Annotated in this window: 16 protein-coding genes and 1 tRNA gene; 7 read left to right on the forward strand and 10 right to left on the reverse strand. The window is 66.5% G+C overall.

Annotated elements, in window-relative coordinates:
- Window position 1 precedes the first annotated feature (1 nt).
- Window positions 2-1222 carry a metal ABC transporter permease gene (locus AAFN89_RS14080; protein WP_347539706.1) on the forward strand — a complete coding sequence of 407 codons (1221 nt, stop codon included), beginning with the start codon at window positions 2-4 and terminating at the stop codon, window positions 1220-1222.
- Window positions 1219-2175, forward strand: a complete 957-nt coding sequence (locus tag AAFN89_RS14085; RefSeq protein WP_347539707.1) for a metal ABC transporter permease — start codon at window positions 1219-1221, stop codon at window positions 2173-2175. The genes AAFN89_RS14080 and AAFN89_RS14085 overlap by 4 nt, the downstream gene beginning before the upstream one ends.
- A gap of 3 nt (window positions 2176-2178) precedes the next feature.
- Here AAFN89_RS14085 and AAFN89_RS14090 read toward each other — a convergent pair whose 3' ends face one another.
- Window positions 2179-3171 (reverse strand): GlxA family transcriptional regulator, encoded by a 993-nt coding sequence (locus AAFN89_RS14090; RefSeq protein ID WP_347539708.1) that lies wholly within the window; start codon window positions 3169-3171, stop codon window positions 2179-2181.
- 251 nt (window positions 3172-3422) lie between these two features.
- On the opposite strand from AAFN89_RS14090, the gene AAFN89_RS14095 reads away from it, so the two are divergent.
- The 5 genes from AAFN89_RS14095 to ugpC all read left to right on the forward strand — a co-directional run bounded on the left by AAFN89_RS14095 (window position 3423) and on the right by ugpC (window position 9853).
- Window positions 3423-5135, forward strand: a complete 1713-nt coding sequence (locus tag AAFN89_RS14095) for a formate--tetrahydrofolate ligase (protein WP_347539709.1) — start codon at window positions 3423-3425, stop codon at window positions 5133-5135.
- A gap of 168 nt (window positions 5136-5303) precedes the next feature.
- Entirely contained in the window at window positions 5304-6587 is a 1284-nt protein-coding gene (locus tag AAFN89_RS14100; RefSeq protein ID WP_347539710.1) for an ABC transporter substrate-binding protein, read from the forward strand.
- Window positions 6588-6713: 126 nt separating this feature from the next.
- Window positions 6714-7790: a sugar ABC transporter permease gene (locus tag AAFN89_RS14105; RefSeq protein WP_347539711.1), complete on the forward strand. Its 1077-nt coding sequence runs from the start codon at window positions 6714-6716 to the stop codon at window positions 7788-7790.
- A gap of 4 nt (window positions 7791-7794) precedes the next feature.
- Window positions 7795-8634, forward strand: a complete 840-nt coding sequence (locus tag AAFN89_RS14110) for a carbohydrate ABC transporter permease (protein WP_347539712.1) — start codon at window positions 7795-7797, stop codon at window positions 8632-8634.
- A 79-nt stretch (window positions 8635-8713) separates the two neighbouring features.
- Window positions 8714-9853 (forward strand): sn-glycerol-3-phosphate ABC transporter ATP-binding protein UgpC, encoded by a 1140-nt coding sequence (gene ugpC, locus AAFN89_RS14115; RefSeq protein ID WP_347539713.1) that lies wholly within the window; start codon window positions 8714-8716, stop codon window positions 9851-9853.
- Between the two features lie 233 nt (window positions 9854-10086).
- Here ugpC and ppdK read toward each other — a convergent pair whose 3' ends face one another.
- The 9 genes from ppdK to AAFN89_RS14160 all read right to left on the reverse strand — a co-directional run bounded on the left by ppdK (window position 10087) and on the right by AAFN89_RS14160 (window position 21761).
- Window positions 10087-12750: a pyruvate, phosphate dikinase gene (gene ppdK / locus AAFN89_RS14120; protein ID WP_347539727.1), complete on the reverse strand. Its 2664-nt coding sequence runs from the start codon at window positions 12748-12750 to the stop codon at window positions 10087-10089.
- Between the two features lie 206 nt (window positions 12751-12956).
- Window positions 12957-15113 (reverse strand): glycine--tRNA ligase subunit beta, encoded by a 2157-nt coding sequence (gene glyS, locus AAFN89_RS14125; RefSeq protein WP_347539714.1) that lies wholly within the window; start codon window positions 15111-15113, stop codon window positions 12957-12959.
- Window positions 15114-15154: 41 nt separating this feature from the next.
- The gene (locus AAFN89_RS14130) at window positions 15155-16036 is read right to left on the reverse strand and encodes a glycine--tRNA ligase subunit alpha (RefSeq protein WP_347539715.1); all 882 of its coding nucleotides are present in this window, start codon (window positions 16034-16036) and stop codon (window positions 15155-15157) included.
- A 289-nt stretch (window positions 16037-16325) separates the two neighbouring features.
- Window positions 16326-16401 (reverse strand) — tRNA-Lys (locus AAFN89_RS14135).
- A gap of 71 nt (window positions 16402-16472) precedes the next feature.
- A complete protein-coding gene (gene mrdA, locus AAFN89_RS14140; RefSeq protein ID WP_347539716.1) occupies window positions 16473-18359 on the reverse strand; it encodes a penicillin-binding protein 2 in 1887 nt (628 codons plus the stop codon).
- Window positions 18359-18874, reverse strand: coding sequence for a rod shape-determining protein MreD (mreD, locus tag AAFN89_RS14145; RefSeq protein WP_347539717.1), 516 nt, complete (start codon window positions 18872-18874; stop codon window positions 18359-18361). The genes mrdA and mreD overlap by 1 nt, the downstream gene beginning before the upstream one ends.
- Window positions 18875-18892: 18 nt before the next feature.
- A complete protein-coding gene (mreC, locus tag AAFN89_RS14150; protein ID WP_347539718.1) occupies window positions 18893-19744 on the reverse strand; it encodes a rod shape-determining protein MreC in 852 nt (283 codons plus the stop codon).
- A 127-nt stretch (window positions 19745-19871) separates the two neighbouring features.
- Window positions 19872-20912, reverse strand: coding sequence for a rod shape-determining protein (locus tag AAFN89_RS14155; RefSeq protein ID WP_347539719.1), 1041 nt, complete (start codon window positions 20910-20912; stop codon window positions 19872-19874).
- 198 nt (window positions 20913-21110) lie between these two features.
- On the reverse strand, window positions 21111-21761 hold the full coding sequence (locus AAFN89_RS14160) for a MarC family protein (protein ID WP_347539720.1): 651 nt from the start codon (window positions 21759-21761) through the stop codon (window positions 21111-21113).
- Window positions 21762-21765: the final 4 nt, after the last annotated feature.

Below are 21765 nucleotides of genomic sequence, written 5' to 3' on the forward strand. Positions count from 1 at the left end.
CATGCTTGAGCGCCTGATAGACATCCTGACCTTCGAGGCCGGGTACAACACCGCCGTCGTCGTCATCGGCGCGGCCCTTCTAGGCGCCGCGGCCGGCATCGTCGGCGTGTTCACCCTGCTGCGCAAAAGGGCGCTGGTCAGCGACGCCATCAGCCACGCCACGCTGCCGGGCGTGGGCGCGGGCTTCCTCATCGCGCTGGCGCTGGGCATGGACCCGCGCAGCCTGCCCGTCCTGCTGGCCGGCGCTGCCGTCACCGGGGCGATGGGCGCCTTCGCCGTCCAGATGATCCGGGACCATACCCGCCTGCCGGAGGATGCGGCGATCGGCACGGTGTTGAGCGTCTTCTTCGGCGCGGGCGTGGTGCTGCTGAGCCATATCCAGACGCTGAGCAGCGGCTCGCAGGCAGGGTTGGACAGCTTCCTGCTGGGCCAGACGGCCGCCCTCTCCCGCACCGAGGCGGAACTGATCGCCGGCGCGGCCGGGCTGGTGACGGTGGCGGTGATCTTCCTGATAAAGGAGCTGACGATCCTCAGCTTCGACCAGGATTTCGCGGCCGCCCAGGGCTGGCCGACGGCGCGGCTGGACCTGCTGCTGATGGCGCTGCTGCTGACCGTGGTGGCGATCGGCCTCAAGACCGTGGGGCTGGTGCTGATCGTGGCGCTGGTCATCATCCCGCCGGTCGCCGCCCGCTTCTGGACCGATAGGCTGAGCCGGATGGTGCCGGCGGCGGCGCTGTTCGGGGCCGCCAGCGGCTATCTGGGCGCGACCCTTTCGGCGCTGCTGCCCGACCTGCCGGCCGGGCCGGTGATCGTACTGACGGCCGGCGCGCTCTTCGCCGTCAGCCTGCTGCTGGCGCCCCGGCGCGGCATCCTGATTCAGGCCGTCCGCCAGTGGCGCTTCGCCCGCGCCGTGCGCTACAGGCAGGCGCTGGCGGCGCTGGACGACGGGCGCGTCCCGTCCGGGCGCGCCGCGCGACGGCGGCTCAAGCGGGAGGGGCTGATCCTGCCCTCGGGCGAGCCGACGAATGCCGGACGGCGCGCAGGGGTGGAGGCCGCCCGCGAGCAGGCCTTATGGGACCGCTACATCATGGGGGCGGGCGGGGGCGCCGCGGCCGACATCGACTGGTCCGCCGCGCGGATCGAGGATGCGCTGCCGGGCGACATCCTGGCCGAGCTGCGCCGCGACGTATCCCCAAATCGGGCGACGGAGAAGGCCCGATGATCCTTCTTTCCAACTTCCTCCAGATCGACCTGCCGGCGCTGATCGTCGCGGTGCTGGCGTCGGTTTCCTGCACGCTTCTGGGCAACTTCCTGGTGCTGCGCCGGCAGAGCATGATCGGCGACGCGATATCCCATGTCGTGCTGCCGGGGCTGGTGGCGGGCTTCCTCATCGCCGGGTCGCTGGCGGTGTTGCCGATGATGGCCGGCGCGCTGGCGGCGGCGCTTGTCAGTGTCGGGCTGATCGAGCTGATCCGCCGGGTCGGGAACCTGGAGCCGGGAGCGGCGATGGGCGTCGTCTTCACGATCATGTTCGCGGCCGGCATCGTGCTGCTGGAGCAGTCGGGCGGGCGGAACATCCATCTGGACGCCCACCACGCGCTCTACGGCCAGTTGGAAGCGACGCTGTGGCTGGGGCCGGAGACCTGGTCGGCCTTCCTGACGCCGGAGGTCTGGCGCGCCATCCCGCACCAGATTCCCGTGCTGGCCAGCGTGACGGTGCTGATCGGGATCGGGATTCTTCTGTTCTACAAGGAGCTGAAGCTGGTCACCTTCGACCCCGTTCTGGCCGACAGTCTGGGCATCCCCGCGCGGGCCGTCGGCGCCGGGCTGGTCGCCGCCGTCGCCGTCGCCGCCGTGGCGGCGTTCGAGGCGGTGGGATCGGTGCTGGTTATCGCCATGATCATCTGTCCGGCAGCCACCGCCCGGATGCTGACCGACCGGCTGTCCCGGCAGATCGGAGTCAGCCTCATCGTCGCGGTGTTGTCCGGCGCGGGCGGCTACGCGATGGCGGCCTTCATGCCGCTGTGGCTGGGCGGGGAGAACTCGCTGAACGCCGCCGGCATGATCGCGGTTCTGGCCGGCTTCCTCCAGACGCTGGCGATGCTGTTCGCGCCGCGCTACGGAATCGTTCCGAGATTGCGAGCGCGGCGGGCGGAAGTGACGGCGGCCGCCTGACTGTCAGGCGATAATGATCGCCCTCTCCTCCCTTGGCGACCGGCCGTAGAGCTGCCGGTAGCATTTGGAGAAATGGGAGGCCGAGACGAAACCGCAGGCGAGCGCGATGTCCACGATCGGCAGGTCCGACTGGTAGAGCAGGTGCCGCGCCCGCTCCAGCCGCAGGTCCAGGTAATAATGCGCGGGCGGGCGGCCCAGATGCTTGCGGAACAACCGTTCGAGCTGCCGGCGCGACAGGCCGACATGGTTGGCCAGCGCCTCCTGCTCCACCGGCTCGCTCAGATTGGCCTCCATCAGTTCGATCGCCGCGATCAGCTTCGGGTTGTGGACGCCGAGCCGCGCCCTGAGCGGCAGGCGCTGCCGGTCGTGCGGGTTGCGCATCCGGTCGACCAGGCACTGCTCGCTGACCTTGGTCGCCAGATCGTTCCCGTGCTGCTGGGCGATGATGTAGAGCATCATGTCCAGCGCCGCCGTGCCGCCGGAGCAGGTGTAGCGGTTGCGGTCGACCTCGAACAGGTCGGCGCAGACCTCTATGTCCGGGAACGTCTCCTGGAAGCCGCTGAGATTTTCCCAGTGAATCGCACATTTGTAGCCGTTGAGGAGACCGGCCCGCGCCAGCACGTAGGCGCCGGTGCAGAGCGCGCCCAGCATGGTCCCCTGCCGTTCGAGCAGCCGCAGCCAGCCATGGACCTCATTGTCCTTGAACCGTTCGACCCCCAGGCCGCTGCACACCAGCACCATGTCCGGACGACGGAGATTGCCGTTCTGGCGATACATCTCCTTCATCGCCATGTCGGCGGTGACCTGGATGCCGTTGCTGGCCCGGACCGGCGCGCCGTCCTTGCTGAGCAGCGTCCAGCGGTAGAGTTCGCGCCCCGACATCCGATTGGCGATGCGCACCGCCTCCACGGCGGTGGCGAAGGCGATCATGGAGAAGTTCGGGACCAACAGGAAACCGACCACGTCCGGCCGGGGATGCGCAAAATTCTCGACCATCGGACCCGCCCACACCCTCTTGCCATGGACGCCAGTGCGGGACGGCCCCGCGATTCGCAATCGGTAACACACCTGTCGCAATCCGGACAAAGACAGAGTGATGGTTTCGGCAAATCGACTTTCCGGGCAGGATGTTTGCGCCGGGACAAGATGTCGCGCGTCGCGCAATGGATGTCGCTCGCCGCGCCGCGACGCCTGCGGCGGGCATGTCAAAGTCCCAACCCTGAACCGGCAAGGGGGAGTATCCTTTCATGGATGTCAGCGTGGTCGCGAAGGCGGAACCGAAACAAGCGCCCGGATCGGATATCGAGATCGCGCGCGCCGCGACGCTGAGGCCGATCAGGGAGATCGGCGGCGCCCTGGGCATCCCGGAGGACGCGCTCTACCAGTTCGGGCCGCATATCGCCAAGGTCCAGTTGAACCGGATGGACGACCTCGCCGGCCAGACGGACGGCAAGCTGATCCTGGTCACCGCGATCACCCCGACGCCGGCCGGCGAAGGCAAGACGACGACGACCGTGGGGCTGGGCGACGGGCTGAACCGGATCGGCAAGAAGGCCGCCATCTGCCTGCGCGAACCCAGCCTGGGGCCCTGCTTCGGCATGAAAGGCGGCGCGGCCGGCGGCGGCTATGCCCAGGTCGTCCCGATGGAGAACATCAACCTGCATTTCACCGGCGATTTCCACGCCATCGGCAGCGCGCACAATCTGCTGTCGGCGCTGATCGACAACCACATCCATTGGGGCAACGAGCTGGGGATCGACGCCCGCCGGATCACCTGGAAGCGGGTGATGGACATGAACGACCGGGCGCTGCGCGACATCACGGTCGGCATGGGCGGGGTCGGCAACGGCTTCCCCCGCCAGGACGGGTTCGACATCACCGTGGCGTCGGAGGTCATGGCGATCTTCTGCCTGGCGACCGACCTGGAGGATCTGCAGAAGCGGCTGGGCCGGATCATCATCGGCTACACGCGCGACAGGAAGCCGGTCACCGCCGCCGATCTGAAGGCCGAAGGGCCGATGACCGCCCTCCTCCGCGACGCGCTGATGCCCAACCTGGTCCAGACGCTGGAGAACAACCCCGCCTTCATCCATGGCGGCCCGTTCGCCAACATCGCCCATGGCTGCAATTCGGTGATGGCGACGAAGACGGCGCTGAAGCTGGCCGACTATGTGGTGACGGAAGCGGGGTTCGGCGCCGACCTGGGTGCGGAGAAATTCTTCGACATCAAATGCCGCAAGGCGGGACTGAAGCCGGCGGCGGCCGTGGTCGTGGCGACCGTGCGGGCGCTGAAGATGCATGGCGGCGTCGCCAAGGACGCGCTGGGCGACGAGAATGTGGAAGCGGTCAGGAAGGGCTGCGAGAATCTGGGCCGGCACCTGCGGAACGTCGCCCAGTTCGGCGTGCCCGCCGTGGTCGCCATCAACCGCTTCACCAAGGACACCGACGCCGAGATCGCGGCCATCCGCGATCATTGCGCCCAGTTCGGCGTGGAGGCCCATCTCTGCACCCATTGGGCCGATGGCGGCGAAGGGATCGAAGGGCTGGCGCGCAAGGTGGTGAGCCTCGCCGACCATGGCGATGCGCAATTCCGGCCGCTCTACCCAGACGAGGAGCCGCTGTGGGAGAAGGTGCGCACGATCGCCCGCACGCTCTATGGCGCGGACGACATCATCGCCGACAAGGCGATCCGCGACCGGTTCGGCCTCTATCAGGAAGGAGGGTACGGCCACTTCCCCATCTGCATGGCGAAGACGCAGTACAGCTTCTCCACCGACGGCAATCTGAAGGGCGCGCCCAGCCATCATGTGGTGCCGATCCGGGAGATCAGGCTGGCCGGCGGGGCGGAGTTCCTGGTGGTCGTCTGCGGGGAGATCATGACCATGCCCGGCCTGCCGCGCGTGCCGGCGGCCAACACGATCCGGGTGAACGAGCGCGGCCAGATCGAGGGGCTGTTCTGATCGAACGGAAGGCTTCGAAAGTTTTCGAAATAAATCTGGCGTAACTAGAAAGTTAATATCCCCCCTGTGCTTGCACTAGGTTTCGATGGTGTCTAGGCTTCTTCCCAGACAACCAGACGTGGCGATCAAGCCACCCCGATTCCAAGAACAGACCGAACGGGAGGACATATGACCAGAACCGTGCACGGCTTGTTGCTGGCCGCGGCGTCCACTCTGGCCGTCAGCGGCGGCGCCCACGCGCAGGGCGTGGAAATCTCCATCTCATGCGGCGCGGTCGGCCTTGAGCTGACGCTGTGCCAGGAAGGCGCCAACGCCTGGGCGGAGGAGACGGGCAACACCGTCCAGGTCGTCTCGACCCCCAACTCCTCGACCGACCGGCTGGCGCTCTACCAGCAGATATTGAGCGCCCAGGGCGGCGACATCGACGTCTATCAGATCGACGTCATCTGGCCCGGCATACTGGGCAGCCATTTCGTGGATCTGGCGCCGCATATCGAGCAGGAGACGATCGACCAGCATTTCGACGCGATCATCCAGAACAACACGATCGACGGCGAGCTTAAGGCGATGCCGTGGTTCACCGACGCCGGCATCCTCTATTACCGCTCCGACCTGCTGGAGGAGTACGGGCTGGAGGTTCCGGAAACGTGGGCCGAGCTGACCAATGCCGCCCAGACCATCATGGAAGGCGAGCGCGAGGGCGGCAACGACCGGTTCTGGGGCTATGTCTGGCAGGGCCGCGCCTATGAGGGACTGACCTGCAACGCGCTGGAGTGGATCGACAGCTTCGGCGGCGGCACGATCGTCGCCGACGACGGGTCGATCACCGTCAACAACCCGGCGGCCGTCGCGGCGGTCGACCTCGCGGCCTCCTGGGTCGGCACGATCTCCCCCACCGGGGTCCTGAACTATGACGAGGAAGGCGCGCGCGGCGTCTTCCAGTCCGGCAACGCCGCCTTCATGCGGAACTGGCCTTATGCCTGGGCGCTGGCCCAGTCGGACGACAGCCCGGTCAAGGGCAAGGTCGGGGTCGCGGTGCTGCCCCGCGGCGAGGCGGAGGGCGGCAAGCACACCGGCACGCTGGGCGGCTGGCAGCTCGCCGTCTCCAACTATTCCGACAATCAGGAAGAGGCGATCGACCTGGTCCGCTACCTGACCAGCTATGAGGAGCAGAAGCGCCGGGCGATCGAGGGATCGTACAACCCGACGATCGAGGCGCTTTACGAGGATGAGGAGGTGCTGGAGGCGGTGCCCTTCTTCGGGTCGCTGAAGGACACCTTCGTCAACGCCGTCGCCCGCCCGTCGCGCATCGCGGGCGACCGGTACAACGAAGTCTCCAGCGCCTTCTGGAACGCCGTCCATTCCACCCTTTCCGGAAGCGGCGACGCGGCGGCCAACCTCGACGCCCTGGAGACGGAACTGATCCGTCTGAGCCGCGGCGGCCGCTGGTAGTTCGCGAACGGCCCGGCCGATCCGACGAGGAACGGCCGGGCCTCGCCCGCAGGGGATCGCCGCCGGAACGGACGCCGCAAGGCGGTCGGCGGACCGGCGACCCCGACCAAGGAAAGGGTGTCGCCAATGACCGTTCGCGCCTCGGAGCTTACCCGCCAGCGAGTCCGCTCCGCCTGGATGTTCCTGGCCCCGATGCTGCTGGTGCTGGCGTTGGTGGCCGGCTGGCCGCTGATCCAGACCGTCTATTTCAGCCTGACCAACAAGACGTTGGACGCGACGCAGGACGTGCAGTTCGTCGGCTTCGACAACTATCTGTTCTACGGTCCCAACCGGAATAATTGGGACGCGGAGCTGGGCGGCTATTTCGTCTTCCTGGAGGAGAGCAACACGGCGCTGGTCTACGATCCGGGGACCGATGCCTTCACCAACCTGGATACGGGCGAGCCCTATGAGGGGGAGGTCGACCGCGAACTGTTCTTCACCTGGCAGGGCATCCTGGTAGACCCGACCTGGTGGCGGTCGGTCTACAACACGCTCTATTTCGCGATCATCTCCGTTTCGCTGGAGGTGGTGCTGGGCGTCATCGTCGCGCTGGTGCTGAACGCCAACATGCCCGGCCGGGGGCTGATGCGCGCGGCGGTGCTGATCCCCTGGGCGATCCCGACCATCGTCTCCGCCCAGATGTGGGGCTGGATGCTGAACGACCAGTACGGCGTCATCAACGAGCTGTTCCTCAGCCTCGGGATCATCGACAGCCGCCTCGCCTGGACGGCCAACCCGGACCTGGCGCTGCCGGCGGTGATCGCGGTCGACGTCTGGAAGACAACGCCCTTCATGGCGCTGCTGGTGCTGGCCGCGCTGCAATTGCTGCCAGGCGAGATCTATGAGGCGGCGAAGGTGGACGGGGTCAATCCCGTGAAGGTCTTCTTCAAGGTCACGCTGCCGCTGATACGTCCCGCGCTGATGGTCGCCATCATCTTCCGGGCGCTGGACGCCTTGCGGATCTTCGACCTGATCTACGTGCTGACCTCCAACAGCGAGAACACGATGTCGATGTCGGTCTACGCCCGGCAGCAACTGGTCGATTTCTCCAATGTCGGCATAGGGTCGGCGGCGTCGACGCTGCTGTTCCTCATCATCGCGATCTTCACCGTGATCTACATCGTGCTGGGCCGGGTCAATTTCGGCGAAGGGGGGCGCTGAGGCGATGTCCTACAAGACCAGAAGGATTCTCCTGCGCATCGGTTTCTACGTGCTGGTGGCGTTCATCTTCGTCTACACGGTCTTCCCCTTCTACTGGGCGATCGTATCGTCGCTGAAGGCGGGATCGGCGTTGTTCCAGGTGGATTTCATTCCGCCGGACCCGGCCTGGGACAATTACGTCTCCGTCTTCCAGGAGCAGCCCTTCGCGCGGAACATCCTCAATTCCGTGATCGTCTCCGTGACGACGGTCGCGATCTCCCTGTTCCTGGCGGTGACCGCCGCCTATGCGCTGGGGCGGGTCTATTTCCGCGGCCGGAGCGGGCTGCTGCTGCTGGTGCTCGGCGTCTCCATGTTCCCGCAGGTCGCGGTGCTGTCGGGGATGTACGAGGTGATCCGGTGGCTCAACCTCTACAACTCCCTGCCCGCCCTGATCCTCGCCTACCTGATCTTCACCCTGCCCTTCACAGTCTGGGTGCTGACGACGTTCATGCGGGAGCTGCCGAGGGAGCTTGAGGAGGCGGCGATCGTGGACGGCGCGAACAGCTGGCAGATCATCACCCGCGTCTTCCTGCCCCTGCTGGGGCCGGCGCTGGCGACGACCGGCCTGCTCGCCTTCATCGCGGCGTGGAACGAGTTTCTGTTCGCGCTGACCTTCACGCTGACGGGGGAGATGCGCACCGTCCCGGTGGCGATCGCGCTGATCAGCGGAGCCACCGCCTTCGAACTGCCCTGGGGCAACATCATGGCGGCGTCGGTGATCGTCACCGTGCCGCTGATCGTCCTGGTGCTGATCTTCCAGCGCAAGATCGTCTCCGGCCTGACCGCCGGGGCCGTGAAAGGGTAGCGGAGACGGCGTCCTTTATGTTCACCTGTAGCGAAGCATCAAGACGCGGGCGGCGCCCGCGCGGACGGAGGAAGACCCGATGGCCAATGTGACCCTGCGGAACGTGAAGAAGGCGTTCGGCGAGCTTGAAATCATCAAGGGCGTGGACCTTGAGATCAACGACAACGAGTTCGTCGTCTTCGTCGGGCCTTCCGGCTGCGGCAAGTCCACGCTTCTGCGCCTGATCGCGGGGCTGGAGGACATCACGTCGGGCGATTTGCTGATCGACGGCGACGTGGTCAACGATTTGCCGCCGGCGCAGCGCGGCATCGCCATGGTGTTCCAATCCTACGCCCTCTACCCGCATATGACGGTGGAGGAGAACATGGCCTTCGGCCTGAAGCTGGCCAAGGAGGACAAGGGCAGCATCCAGAAGAAGGTCGCCGACGCCGCGCAGATCCTGCAACTGGAGCATTTGCTGAAGCGCAAGCCCAAGGAGCTGTCGGGCGGCCAGCGCCAGCGTGTCGCCATCGGCCGCGCGATCGTGCGCAACCCCAAGGTCTTCCTGTTCGACGAGCCGCTGTCGAACCTGGACGCCGCGCTTCGCGTCCAGATGCGGATCGAGATCGCGAAGCTGCACAACGATCTGAATGCGACCATGGTCTACGTCACCCATGACCAGGTCGAGGCGATGACGCTGGCCGACAAGATCGTGGTGCTGTCCGCCGGCCGGGTGGAGCAGGTGGGATCGCCGCTGGAGCTTTACCACCACCCCCGCAATTTGTTCGTCGCCGGCTTCATCGGCAGCCCGAAGATGAATTTCATCGAGACGAGCGTGACCGGCGTCGAGGGCGACCGGGCGGCAGTGACGCTGCCGGGCGGATCGTCGGTAGACGTGCTGGTCCAGCAGGGCCTGGTCCGGCAGGGCGCGAAGGTGACGCTCGGCGTGCGGCCGGAGCATCTGACGGTCGGGGATTCGGCCGACGGGCAGGTCCCCGGCAAGGTCTTCGTGGTGGAGCGGCTGGGTGGCGGCACCTACCTCTATGTCCGGGTGGAGGATGGCGGCACGGTGGTCGTGGAGACCGCAGGCGACAGCCGCATCAAGGTCGGCGACCAGATCTCCATCGGCGTCCCTTCCGCCACCTGCCATCTGTTCGACGATCAAGGCATGGCCGTAGAGCGCGCCGAACGCCACCCGATGGCCGACGTCACGCGGGCAACGCCGGTGCCGATGGGATAAAGGGCCTCTCACCCAACCCTCTCCCCGGCGGGGAGAGGGCTCAGCGTGATCCTTGTCGTTCGCCGAGGCTGCTTGCATCAAGGGCGTATGGATTCCGGATCAAGTCCGGAATAACCAACAAAAACAACGTCATGCTGGACTTGATCCAGCATCCATGGAGCGTCGACACCGGCAGGGGCCGCGCCCGGTCTTCTCCGCCGATGAAGCCGCGATGGCCCGTGGATTTCCCTCGCCTACTTCGCCGCCAAGGCCGCCTGGGCCGCAGCCAGACGGGCGATGGGGACGCGGTAGGGGGAGCAGCTTACATAGTCCAGCCCGACACTTTCGCAGAAGCGGATCGAGGCGGGGTCGCCGCCATGTTCGCCGCAGATGCCGAGCTTGATGTCCGGCCGCGTCTTGCGGCCCCGCTCGCAGCCGATCCGGATCAGTTCGCCGACGCCGACGGAGTCGAGCGTGATGAACGGGTCCTGTTCCACGATGCCCTGGCCCTGATAGGCCGGCAGGAACGAGCTGGCGTCGTCGCGGCTGATGCCGTAGGTCGTCTGGGTCAGGTCGTTGGTGCCGAAGGAGAAGAACTCCGCCGTCTCCGCCAGTTCGTCCGCCAGCAGGCAGGCGCGCGGCAGTTCGACCATTGTGCCGACGAGGTAGTCCAGGCTGGTTCCGCTAGCCTTCTCCACCTCGCCCGCCACCCGGACAATGACCGCCTTCAGGATGTCCAGCTCCGCCTTTGAGAAGGCGAGCGGGATCATGATCTCAGGCGAGACGGTGTCGCCCGACTGGCTGGCGACCTCCACCACGGCCTCGAAGATGGCCCGGGCCTGCATCTCGGAGATTTCCGGATAGGCAATGCCCAGCCGGCAGCCGCGATGGCCCAGCATCGGGTTGGATTCGTGAAGCTGAGAGGCGCGATGCTGGATCTTCAGCACGTCGACGCCCGAAGCCTTCGCCACATCGGCGAAATCGGCCTCCGACCGGGGCAGGAATTCGTGTAGCGGCGGGTCGAGCAGCCGGACCGTCACCGGCAGGCCGCGCATGATGGTGAAAAGCTCCACGAAATCGCGCCGCTGCATCGGCAGCAGCTCGTCCAGCGCCTTCCGCCGTTCTTCCTCCGTCTCGGCCACGATCATGCGGCGCACCGCGACGATGCGGTCGGCTTCGAAGAACATGTGCTCCGTCCGGCAAAGGCCCACGCCCTCCGCGCCGAACTTGATCGCGGTGCGCGCATCGGCCGGCGTTTCGGCGTTGGCGCGGACGCCCATCCGGCGGATGCGGTCGGCCCATTCCATCAGGGTGGCGAAGTCGCCGGAAAGCTCCGGCTGGATGGTCGGCACGCGGCCCAGCATCACCTCACCGGTGGAGCCGTCCAGCGTGATGATGTCGCCGGCCTTGACCACGACGTTCTTGACCGTCGCGGTGCGGTTCTTGTGGTCGATCCGCAACTCGCCCGCGCCGGAGACGCAAGGCCGGCCCATGCCGCGCGCGACGACGGCGGCGTGGCTGGTCATGCCGCCCCGCGTTGTCAGGATGCCGGCGGCGGCGTGCATGCCGTGGATGTCCTCCGGACTGGTCTCCTCCCGGACGAGGACCACCCGTTCGCCCATCTGGGCCAGCTTCTCCGCCTCGTCGGCGGTCATCACCACCTTGCCGGAGGCCGCGCCCGGCGAGGCCGGCAGGCCGCGGGCGATAACCTGCCGCTCGGCCTTGGGGTCCAGCGTCGGGTGGAGGAGTTGGTCAAGGGAGGCCGGGTCGATGCGGCGGACTGCTTCGGTTTCGTCGATCAGCCCCTCGCCCGCCATGTCGACCGCGATCTTCAGCGCCGCGGCGGCGGTGCGCTTGCCGTTGCGCGTCTGCAGGATGTAGAGTCGGCCCTGCTGGACCGTGAACTCAATGTCCTGCATGTCCGTGTAATGCCGCTCCAGCCGGTCGCGGATCGCGGCCAGCTCGGCATAGGTCTCGGGCATCGTCTCTTCCATGCAGGGAAGGTCCGATCCACCCTCCTCCCGCTCCGCCACGGTCAGCGGCTGCGGCGTGCGGATGCCGGCCACCACGTCCTCGCCCTGGGCGTTGACCAGGAATTCGCCATAGAAGGCATTGGCGCCGGTGGACGGGTTGCGGGTGAACGCGACGCCGGTGGCGCAATCGTCGCCCATATTGCCGAACACCATCGCCTGGACGTTGACCGCCGTGCCCCAGGAGGCCGGGATGTCGTGCAGGCGGCGATAGGTGTTGGCGCGCTGGTTCATCCAGGAGCCGAAGACAGCCCCGATCGCGCCCCAGAGCTGGGCTTCCGGATCCTGCGGGAAGGGCTGGCCCAGCTCCTCCTTCACCACGTCCTTGTAGCCGGTTATGACCTCCCGCCAATCGTCGGCGGTGAGCTGGGTGTCGAGCGTGAAGTCGCGGTCGCGCTTCACATTGTCCAGCACATCCTCGAACCGGTAATGCTCCACGCCCAGCACCACGTCGCCATACATCTGGATGAAGCGGCGGTAGCTGTCATAGGCGAAGCGGGCGTCGCCGGTCTTCCGCGCCAGCCCCTCCACCGTCTCATCGTTAAGGCCGAGATTGAGGACGGTGTCCATCATTCCCGGCATGGAGGCCCGCGCGCCGGAGCGCACGGAGACCAGCAGCGGATCGGAAGGATCGCCGAACCTCATGCCGGTCAGCTTCTCCACCGCGTCCAGCGCGGCGCGGACATGGCCGGAGAGTTCCGGCGGGTACTGCTTCCCGTGATCGTAGAAATAGGTGCAGACGTCGGTCGTGATGGTGAAGCCCGGAGGCACCGGCAGGCCCAGGCGGCTCATCTCCGCAAGGTTGGCGCCCTTGCCGCCCAGCAGGTTCTTCATGTCGGCGCGACCGTCGGCCTCGCCGCCGCCGAAAGCGTAGACCCACTTGTTCATCGTCATGGTCATCGATGCTCTCCCCAGCATCGCCGTCGGCCGGACTGTCCGGAAAACGGCGGGTCAATCGGTCGGACGCCCTCCCAGACGCCTTTCCATCAAAAAATCTCGAATCCTGTCGCCCGTTCGCGCGCCAAGGAGCGTGGCAAACATGGTCAACAGATGGCCGTCCTTCGGCAATTTCAGCCGCCAGTTCAGCCCGGGCCTCAGCCCTCGACCCTTGAGAAATCCGCAACCCGGTTCATGGTTCCAGTAATATCCGCCAGCAGCGCCAGCCGGTTGACGCGCAGGGCCGGATCGTCGGCGTTCACCGTGACCTTGTCGAAGAAGCTGTCGACGGGCGTCCGCAGGGCGGCCAGCGCCGCCATCGCACCGACGAAATCCTCCGCCGCAAGCAGCGGCTCCAGCGCGGCATGGGCCTTCGCCAGCGCGGCGTGCAGCGACTTCTCCTCGGCCTCACCGAGCAGCGCGGGATTGACGGCGCCGTAATCCTGCCGCCCGTCCTTCTTCGATTCGATCCGGAAGATGTTGGCGGCGCGACGGTAGGCGACCAGCAGGTTCGCGCCGTCGTCGGTGCCCAGGAACGCGCCCAGCGCCTCCACCCGCGCCAGCAGGCGGACCAGATCGTCCTCCCCGCCCAGCGCGAACACGGCGTCGATGAGATCGTGCCGCACGCCGCGATCCCGCAGCGCGACCTTCAGCCGGTCAGCGAAGAAGGCGAGGAGATCGTCCGCGACCGCGTCACCGGAATTCGACGCGGGGTAAGGCCGGAGGGCCTTCTTCAGCGCGTCCCCCAGCGAAAGCCGCACGCCGTTCTCCACGATCAGCCGGATGATCCCGAGCGCGGCGCGGCGGAGGGCATAGGGGTCGCGGCTGCCGGTCGGCTTCTCGTCGATGGCGAAGAAGCCGGCGAGCGTGTCGATCTTGTCGGCCAGCGCCACGGCGATGGCGACCGGCGCGGTCGGGCAGCGATCGTTGGGGCCGAGCGGGCTGTAATGCTGGGCGACGGCTTCGGCCACCGCCGGCGGCTCCCCCTGCCCCGTCGCGTAATAGCCGCCCATCAGCCCCTGGAGTTCCGGGAACTCCCCGACCATGCCGGTCGTGAGGTCAGCCTTCGCCAGACGGGCCGCGCGGCGGGCCTGGTCGGCGTCGCAGCCGGGGATGGCCGCGGCGAGATCGCCGGCCAGCGCCTCCATGCGGGCGACCTTATCCTCCATGGAGCCCAGCTTCTCATGGAAGGTCACGGCGGCCAGCGCCTTCACCCTGTCGCCCAGCGGAATCTTGCGGTCCTGGTCCCAGAAGAAGCGGGCGTCGCTGAGGCGGGCGCGCAGCACCTTCTCATTGCCCGCGACGACTGTCGCGCCGACATCCTCCGTCACCATGTTCGCGACGACGACGAAGCGCGGGGCGAGGCTGCCATCGGGGTGCTGGCAGGCGAAATATTTCTGGTGGGAGCGCATGGAGGTGGTCAGCACCTCCGCCGGCAGTTCCATGAAGGCGTCGTCGATGCGGCCGATGAGGGCGACGGGATATTCGACCAGCCCCGTCACCTCCTCCAGCAACCCCGGATCGTCCTTCAGCGCCAGCTTCTCGGCGGCGGCGAGGTTGGTCGCCTGATCCAGGATCAGCGCCTTCCGCTCCTCCCGGTCCAGGACGACATAGGCGTTCCGCAGCTTCTCCCGGTAATCCGCGAAGGATGTAACTTCGACCGGATCGGGGGCAAGGAAGCGATGGCCGGATGTAATGTTTCCGTATTCTAGATAGTTAACTTCGTAGTCTTGATCCTCGATGGTAGGAACCATGGACGTATGAGAAGCAAAGCCAATAGTCGCAGTCTCTTGGTCCGATCTTCCGAGACGAACGAGGCCATTAACTGGCTTGCCTTCATATATCGCCAGAATGCGATGAAGAGGCCGAACCCAGCGAAACCTGTTCTCGTTCCAGCGCATGGATTTCGGCCATGACAGATTACAAATCAGTTCATACGCGATTCTCGGAAGAAGCGTCTCTGTAGCTTCGCCCTGCTTCTGCGAAACCGCGTACCAGACGGGGCCCTTCGGCGTCTCCCGCCGCTCGCACTGGTCGAGCGTCAGGCCGGTCGCCTTCAGGAAGCCATCGATCGCCTGCTGCGGCGCGTCGGCCTTGGGGCCCTTCCGCTCCTCCGTCACGTCGGGCTGCGCGGTCGGCAGCCCGTCGGCGACCAGGACGAGCCGGCGCGGGGTCACGAAGCTTTCCAGCCGGTCCGCCGTCAGCCCCGCCCCGTCCAGCGCCGCGCCGAACAGCCGCTTCAGATCCTCCGCCGCACGCGCCTGCATGCGCGCCGGGATTTCTTCGGAGAAGAGTTCGAGGAGGAATTCGGCCATGGGGGCGCTTCAGGACGACGGAATGAGGAGGATGGCGGGGATCACGCGGCGTCGAGCCACATCTGGCAGCATTGCCGCGCCAGCGTGCGGACGCGGCCGATATAGGAGGCGCGTTCCACGACGCTGATGACGCCGCGCGCGTCGAGCAGGTTGAAGACGTGGCTGGCCTTGATGGCCTGGTCGTAGGCCGGCAGCGCCAGCCGCTTCCCGATCAGCGCCTCGCACTCCGCCTCCGCGTCCCTGAAATGCCGGAGCAGCGCTTCGGTATCCGCATGTTCGAAGTTGAAGGCGGAGAATTCGCGCTCGGCGCGGAGGAAGACGTCGCCATAGAGCTTCGCCCCGGGCGAGTCCGGATCGTTGAACGGCATGTCGTACACATTGTCCTTGCCCAATATGTACATGGCCAGCCGTTCCAGCCCGTAGGTCAGTTCGACCGGCACGGGATCGCATTCGATGCCGCCGACCTGCTGGAAATAGGTGAACTGCGTCACCTCCATGCCGTCGCACCAGACCTCCCAGCCCAGCCCCCAGGCGCCCAGCGTCGGGCTTTCCCAGTCATCCTCGACGAACCGGATGTCGTGCAGACGAGGATCGATGCCCAGCGCGTAGAGGCTTTCCAGATAGAGCTGCTGGCTGTCGGCGGGCGACGGCTTCAGCAGAACCTGGAACTGGTAATAATGCTGGAGGCGGTTCGGGTTCTCGCCATAGCGCCCGTCGGTCGGCCGACGCGAAGGCTGCACGTAAGCGCAGTTCCAGACCTTCTCCGGCCCCAGCGCCCGCAGGGTGGTCGCCGGATGGAAGGTGCCGGCCCCGACCTCCATGTCGTAGGGCTGAAGGATCACGCAGCCCTGCGCGGCCCAGAAATTCTGAAGACGGAGGATGATTTCCTGAAAGGATCGCGGCGGGGCGCTGACCGGGGCCATGGATCGCTTCGTTGTGGCGGACGGCGAACTGTGCGCCGCACCATAGAGACAGCCCCCCACCGGATCAAGCGGCCGGAACAGCGGATTCCGCGATTATTGGGGTGGGCGGAGAACGTCCTGCCGAACGAGGGGAAATTGATTTTGTGTCGAAGGCGAGGGCGGAGGAAGAATCACCCGCATCCTCATGGTGAGCCTGTCGAACCATGTGGGCACGCATCCTTCGACGGGCTCAGGATGAGGTGAAATGGTCGTGATGGATGGGGCGTCGACGCGCTGAAAGGGAACGGCTTGGTGGGCGCACAAGGGCTCGAACCTTGGACCCGCTGATTAAGAGTCAGCTGCTCTGCCAACTGAGCTATACGCCCTCACCCGCCGTTCAGCGTCGGGAGGCCGGGTTCTAGCAAAGGGTGGCGGGGGCTGCAAGAGCCTTTTTACCTCAGCCGCCGTTCCCTGCGTCCGGCGTCGCCAGGCGGGAGATGGCCTGGCGGGCGGGGTTGCGCTGCTGGGTCTCCAGAAGGATGTCGTGGGCGATCGGCCCGGCGACCGAGGAGCCGCCGCCGCCATGTTCGACCACGACCGAACAGGCGTAGCGCGGCGCCTGGATCGGCCCGAAGGCGACGAACAGCGCGTGGTCGCGGCGCGTCCAGGGCAGGTCTTCGTTGGAGATGACCCCCGCGGCGCGTTCGGCCGCCGTGATCCGGCGCACCTGGCTGGTCCCGCTCTTCCCCGCGATCTCGAACCCCGGCATGTCGATCTGGACGGAACGCCCGGTGCCGCGCCGGCCAGAGGTGACGGCGATCATGCCTTCGACCATGAGATCGAGCGCCTGGGGGGAGACCCCGATCTCCGGCGCCGGCGGGGCGGTGTAGCGCGAATCCTCCGCCGTCCCGATACGGTAGGTGAGGTGCGGCGTCACCGCCCGGCCGCCATTGGCGATCCTCGCGGTCATGGTCGCGAGCTGGAGTGGCGTCGACAGCACGAAGCCCTGGCCGATCGAGGCGATCAGCGTCTCGCCCTGCTGCCACCGCTCGCCGATCGCGCCCATCTTCCAGTCCTGGGTCGGCATCAGCCCCGGCTGTTCGCCCGGCAGGTCGATGCCCACCGTATCGCCCAGCCCGAACCGCCTGGCCATGGCGGCGATCCGGTCGATCCCGACCTTGCGGGAGATGTCGTAGAAATAGACATCGCAGGATTGCTCCAGCGCATCGAGAATGCTGACCCGGCCATGGCCGCCGCGCCGCCAGCAATGGAAGCGATGGTTGCCCAGATCCATGTGTCCGGGACAATAGGCGGTGTATTCCGGGGTGATGACACCGGCCTCCAGCGCCGCCAGCCCGACCATCATCTTGAAGGTCGAGCCGGGCGCGTACTGGCCGGCGATGGTCTTGTTGGTCAGCGGTGCGTAGGGGTCGTTCAGCAGGCCGTTCCAGGCGTGGGAGCTGATGCCCGACGGAAACAGGTTGGGATCGTAGCCGGGGCTGGACGCCATGGCGTAGACATCGCCGGTATGCACGTCCATCACCACCGCCGACGCGCTGTGCTGCACGGCGAGGCGCTGCTGGACCATCTGCTGGAGGCCGATGTCGAGCGTCAGCTCCACCGGCAGGCCGGGCTGGCCCTCGTTCCGGCTGAGTTCCCGGATGACGCGGCCAACGGCGTTGACCTCCACCTGCTTGGTCCCTGCCTCCCCGCGCAGATGTTCCTCGTGCTGGCGTTCGATCCCGCCCTTGCCGATGCGGAAGCCGGGGATCGACAGAACGGGGTCGCCCGTCAGCTCATCCTCCGACACCGCGCCGACATAGCCGACGACGTGGCCCGTCGCCTCGTCATAGGGGTAGTAGCGCTGCTCCCCCACCTCGATCGACAGGCCGGGCAGTTCCGGGGCGTTGACCTCTATGGTCGCGACCTGATCCCAGGTCAGGTTCTCGCGCACCAGCACCGGCATGAAAGCCCGCCGGCGCTCCACGTCGCGGAGGACGCGCTCACGGTCGGCGGCGTCCAGCGGCACGATCCGCTCCAGCTTGTCCAGCGTCGCCGCTACGTCGCCGGCCTGCTCGGCCACCAGGATCACCTGGAAGTTCTGGTTGTTGACGGCGAGCGGAATACCGAAACGGTCGCGGATCTCCCCCCGGGACGGCGGCAGCAGGCGCGTGCTGACGCGGTTCTCCTCCGCCAGCATCTGGAAGCGCTCGCTCTCCGTCACCTGGAGGTAGTAGATGCGCGCGCCGAGCAGGCCCATGAGGCCGAGCTGGACGCCCCCCAGCACCAGCGTGCGGCGGGTGAGGCTGCGGAAGCGGTCGCTGTCGCGATCTCCGAGAGCCATCAGGCGGACCTCAGGACAAGACGATGGACCTGGATGAACACCCAGGCGATCGCGGGAAAGAGGGCGATGGTGAGCAGCGCGCGCAGAGCCGCCGTCTCCATCGGCATGAAGGTCGCGTGATAGACGCTGAAGGTCGCCCATTCCAGCGCCGCGGCGACGCCGGCGATCATCGCGAAGCCCCACCACAGAACGAAGAAGGAGCGGCCGACGAGGAAGCGACGCTGGGCTACGATCGTCCAGTGGATGATGAGGAAGACCAGCGCGTGGAGCCCCAGCGGCGCGCCGATGACGAGGTCCTGCAGCAGCCCCACCGCGAAGACCAGCGTGAAGGGCATCAGGTCCGGCCGGTGGATCGCCCAGTAATAGATCGCCACCAGCGGCAGCACCGGCGCCAGCGCGCCATAGGAAGGCAGGCGCAACGGCGTGACGGCCAGGAACACCAGCATGATGGTGGTGACGGCCGGAATCGCGTGGCGGATCGCCTCGTCCGTCTTATGCCAGATGACGTCGATCACTTCACGATCTCCCGGGCGTCACTCGGCGTAGCCGGGCGCCACCCGCATGGCGACGCCTTCGTCGGCGTCATGGAAATCGATGATGCGGACATATTCTATCCGCGAGAAATCCTCATAGGGCTGGACCCTGACCATCCCATCCTCGATCGAGGCGACGACGCCGACGGGCAGGCCCGCCGGGAACATGCCGCCATGGCCGGAGGTGACGATGGGGTCGCCGATCTCCACCGAGGCGCCGCGCGGCAGGTACATCAGGCGCGGCCGGTCGGTATTGTCGCCGCCCAGGATGGCGCGGTGCCGGGAATCCCGAAGCATCACCGGGATATGGGCGTTGAGGTCGCTGAGCAGAAGCACCCGCGCCGACTTGTCGCCCGCCTGGACGATCCGGCCGACCAGCCCGGCCCCGCCCATCACGGCCTGCCCGTCCCGGACGCCATGGTCCGTGCCAAGCCCGATGGTCAGGCTGCGCACGAAGGCGCCGCTATTGTCGCCGATGATCCGGGCGGTGATGTAGGAATAGGCGGTCGTCGGCTGATAGTTCATCAGCGTGCGGAGGCTGAGATTTTCCGCCTCCAGCCGATAGGCCACGCGCTGGTATTGCAGCAGGGCCGCGTTCTCCGCCCGCAGACGGGCATTCTCTTCCCGCAGGTCGTTGAGATGCTGGAACTGGTCGATGACGTCCGCCACCGTCGAGGCGGGGCGGGCCATGGCGGCCATGACCGGCGTGATCGCGTCCATCGCCTGGGCGCGGACGCCATGGACCAAATCCGCGTTCAGCCGGCCCAGCATCATCAGCGCGATCGCCACGACCAGGAGCAAAGCAAAGGAGAAGCGCTGGGCGATCGCCCTCAGCGCCACGATACGAACCATCGATCGGGTTCGTTGCCTCACCCCAAAAATCCTTCCCGCTTCCGGCGGTGGTCAATCCGGATGGCGGAGAACCGATCCGGTCCCCGTCGTCCGCCTGTTGACACCGTCAACTACCATATCAGGTAGTCTAATACATGTTGATTAATACATTCTTGAGGGTCTTCATCTCTTCCAGCGCGCGACCGGTGCCCAGCGCGACGCAGGAGAGAGGGTCGTCGCCGATCGACACCGGCAAGCCGGTGGAATGGCGCAGCACGAAATCGAGATTACCCAGCAGCGCGCCGCCGCCGGTCAGCACGATGCCCTTGTCGACGATGTCGGCGGCCAGTTCCGGCGCGGTATGCTCCAGCGCCACCTTGACGGCCTCGACGATCTGGGAGACCGGCTCCGCCAGGCTCTCGGCGATCTGGCGTTCGGAGATGACCAGTTCCTTGGGCACGCCGTTCATCAGGTCGCGGCCCTTGATCTCCAGGATGCGTCCCTCGCCATCCTCCGGCGGGCAGGCGGACCCGATCTCCTTCTTGATCCGTTCCGCCGATCCCTCGCCGACCAGGAGGTTATGGTTGCGGCGGATATAGGCGATAATCGCCTCATCCATCTTGTCGCCGCCGACGCGGACGGAACGCGAGTAGACGATGCCGCCCAGCGACAGCACCGCGACCTCCGTCGTGCCGCCGCCGATATCGACGACCATGGAGCCGGTGGGCTCGGTCACCGGAAGACCGGCGCCGATCGCCGCGGCCATCGGCTCCTCGATCAGGAAGACCCGCCGGGCGCCGGCCGATTCCGCCGATTCCTGGATGGCCCGCCGCTCCACCGCCGTCGATCCGGACGGCACGCAGATGATGACCTGCGGGCTGGCGAAGGACCGGCGGTTGTGAACCTTGCGGATGAAATGCTTGATCATCTCCTCCGCCACCTCGAAATCAGCGATGACGCCGTCGCGCAGCGGGCGGATGGCCTGGATGTTGCCGGGTGTCCGGCCCAGCATCTGCTTGGCTTCGTCGCCGACGGCCAGGACCTGCTTCTTGCCGCGCATCGTGGCGATGGCGACGACCGACGGTTCGTTGAGGACGATCCCCCTGCCCTTCACATAGACGAGCGTGTTGGCGGTGCCGAGATCGATGGCCATGTCGGCCGAGAGGAAGCCCAGGAGATTGGCGAACATCGAGGAGATCGTTTCTTCGGTTGTGAAAAGGCGCGCTCAAGAATCGGCGAGAGACGGCATCCTGCCGCCGGATGGTTAATACGGAGTTGCTTTGGGCTCAAGGAAAGTCTCGATCCGACCGGATTTTTGCCAGATGTCGCGACGGACGGGAAGCGGAGTGTTTCCGGCGGAGGCAACGGAGGGAGAATTGCCCCCTTTCTAGTGCGGCGCGGCAGGCGGCTCCAGAATACCGAGGAGCCCAAGGCCGAAGACCGAGAGCTGCACCGCCACCGCCGTCAGGAGAACGCCGAAGACGATCTCCGAGACGACCAGCGATGTTGGATTGATCCGCTTGGCGATCCTGTCGATGTTGCTGAAGATGAGGTAATCGAGCGCGCCCACCAGGAGCACCAGGCCCAGCACGAGGGCCATCGCGGCGATGGAGACGGCGCTCTGGGACGCGATGATCAGGATCGTGATACCGACCGGATTGAACAGGTAGGGGATCGCCAGCGGATAGACCGCGATCTTGTCGGGATTTGCTGGCGGCGCGACATGTTCGACGATCTCGTCGCCGGATCCCAGCGCCATCTTCACCGCAAGCAGCGTCAGAATGATGCCGCCGGCCACCGCCACGGCGCCCGGTGTGATGTGCAACAGCTTGAGCAGCAGTTCGCCGGTGAAAAACACCACGATGGCGGCCACCACAGCCGTTATCACCATGCGCCGGCCTATGGCCCGCTGCTGCTCCGGCGCGAATGTCTTCGTCTTCTCCAGGAACGGCACCAGCGCGATTTTCGGCCCCATGCCGATCAGAAGCACCAGGAGGAGCCGGGCGGTGAGTTCGAGATCGATGACCGAGAAATCCATGTGA

Source organism: Inquilinus sp. CAU 1745 (assembly GCF_039839375.1).
Taxonomy (GTDB): Bacteria; Pseudomonadota; Alphaproteobacteria; order DSM-16000; family Inquilinaceae; genus JBDOQU01.

Bases quoted from the DNA above. Each gene is read 5' to 3' on its own strand.
- AAFN89_RS14080 (WP_347539706.1), top strand. From the start codon at position 2: ATGCTTGAGCGCCTGATAGACATCCTGACCTTCGAGGCCGGGTACAAC.
- AAFN89_RS14085 (WP_347539707.1), top strand. From the start codon at position 1,219: ATGATCCTTCTTTCCAACTTCCTCCAGATCGACCTGCCGGCGCTGATC.
- AAFN89_RS14090 (WP_347539708.1), bottom strand. From the start codon at position 3,171: ATGGTCGAGAATTTTGCGCATCCCCGGCCGGACGTGGTCGGTTTCCTG.
- AAFN89_RS14095 (WP_347539709.1), top strand. From the start codon at position 3,423: ATGGATGTCAGCGTGGTCGCGAAGGCGGAACCGAAACAAGCGCCCGGA.
- AAFN89_RS14100 (WP_347539710.1), top strand. From the start codon at position 5,304: ATGACCAGAACCGTGCACGGCTTGTTGCTGGCCGCGGCGTCCACTCTG.
- AAFN89_RS14105 (WP_347539711.1), top strand. From the start codon at position 6,714: ATGACCGTTCGCGCCTCGGAGCTTACCCGCCAGCGAGTCCGCTCCGCC.
- AAFN89_RS14110 (WP_347539712.1), top strand. From the start codon at position 7,795: ATGTCCTACAAGACCAGAAGGATTCTCCTGCGCATCGGTTTCTACGTG.
- ugpC (WP_347539713.1), top strand. From the start codon at position 8,714: ATGGCCAATGTGACCCTGCGGAACGTGAAGAAGGCGTTCGGCGAGCTT.
- ppdK (WP_347539727.1), bottom strand. From the start codon at position 12,750: ATGAACAAGTGGGTCTACGCTTTCGGCGGCGGCGAGGCCGACGGTCGC.
- glyS (WP_347539714.1), bottom strand. From the start codon at position 15,113: ATGGCCGAATTCCTCCTCGAACTCTTCTCCGAAGAAATCCCGGCGCGC.
- AAFN89_RS14130 (WP_347539715.1), bottom strand. From the start codon at position 16,036: ATGGCCCCGGTCAGCGCCCCGCCGCGATCCTTTCAGGAAATCATCCTC.
- mrdA (WP_347539716.1), bottom strand. From the start codon at position 18,359: ATGGCTCTCGGAGATCGCGACAGCGACCGCTTCCGCAGCCTCACCCGC.
- mreC (WP_347539718.1), bottom strand. From the start codon at position 19,744: ATGGTTCGTATCGTGGCGCTGAGGGCGATCGCCCAGCGCTTCTCCTTT.
- AAFN89_RS14155 (WP_347539719.1), bottom strand. From the start codon at position 20,912: ATGTTCGCCAATCTCCTGGGCTTCCTCTCGGCCGACATGGCCATCGAT.
- AAFN89_RS14160 (WP_347539720.1), bottom strand. From the start codon at position 21,761: ATGGATTTCTCGGTCATCGATCTCGAACTCACCGCCCGGCTCCTCCTG.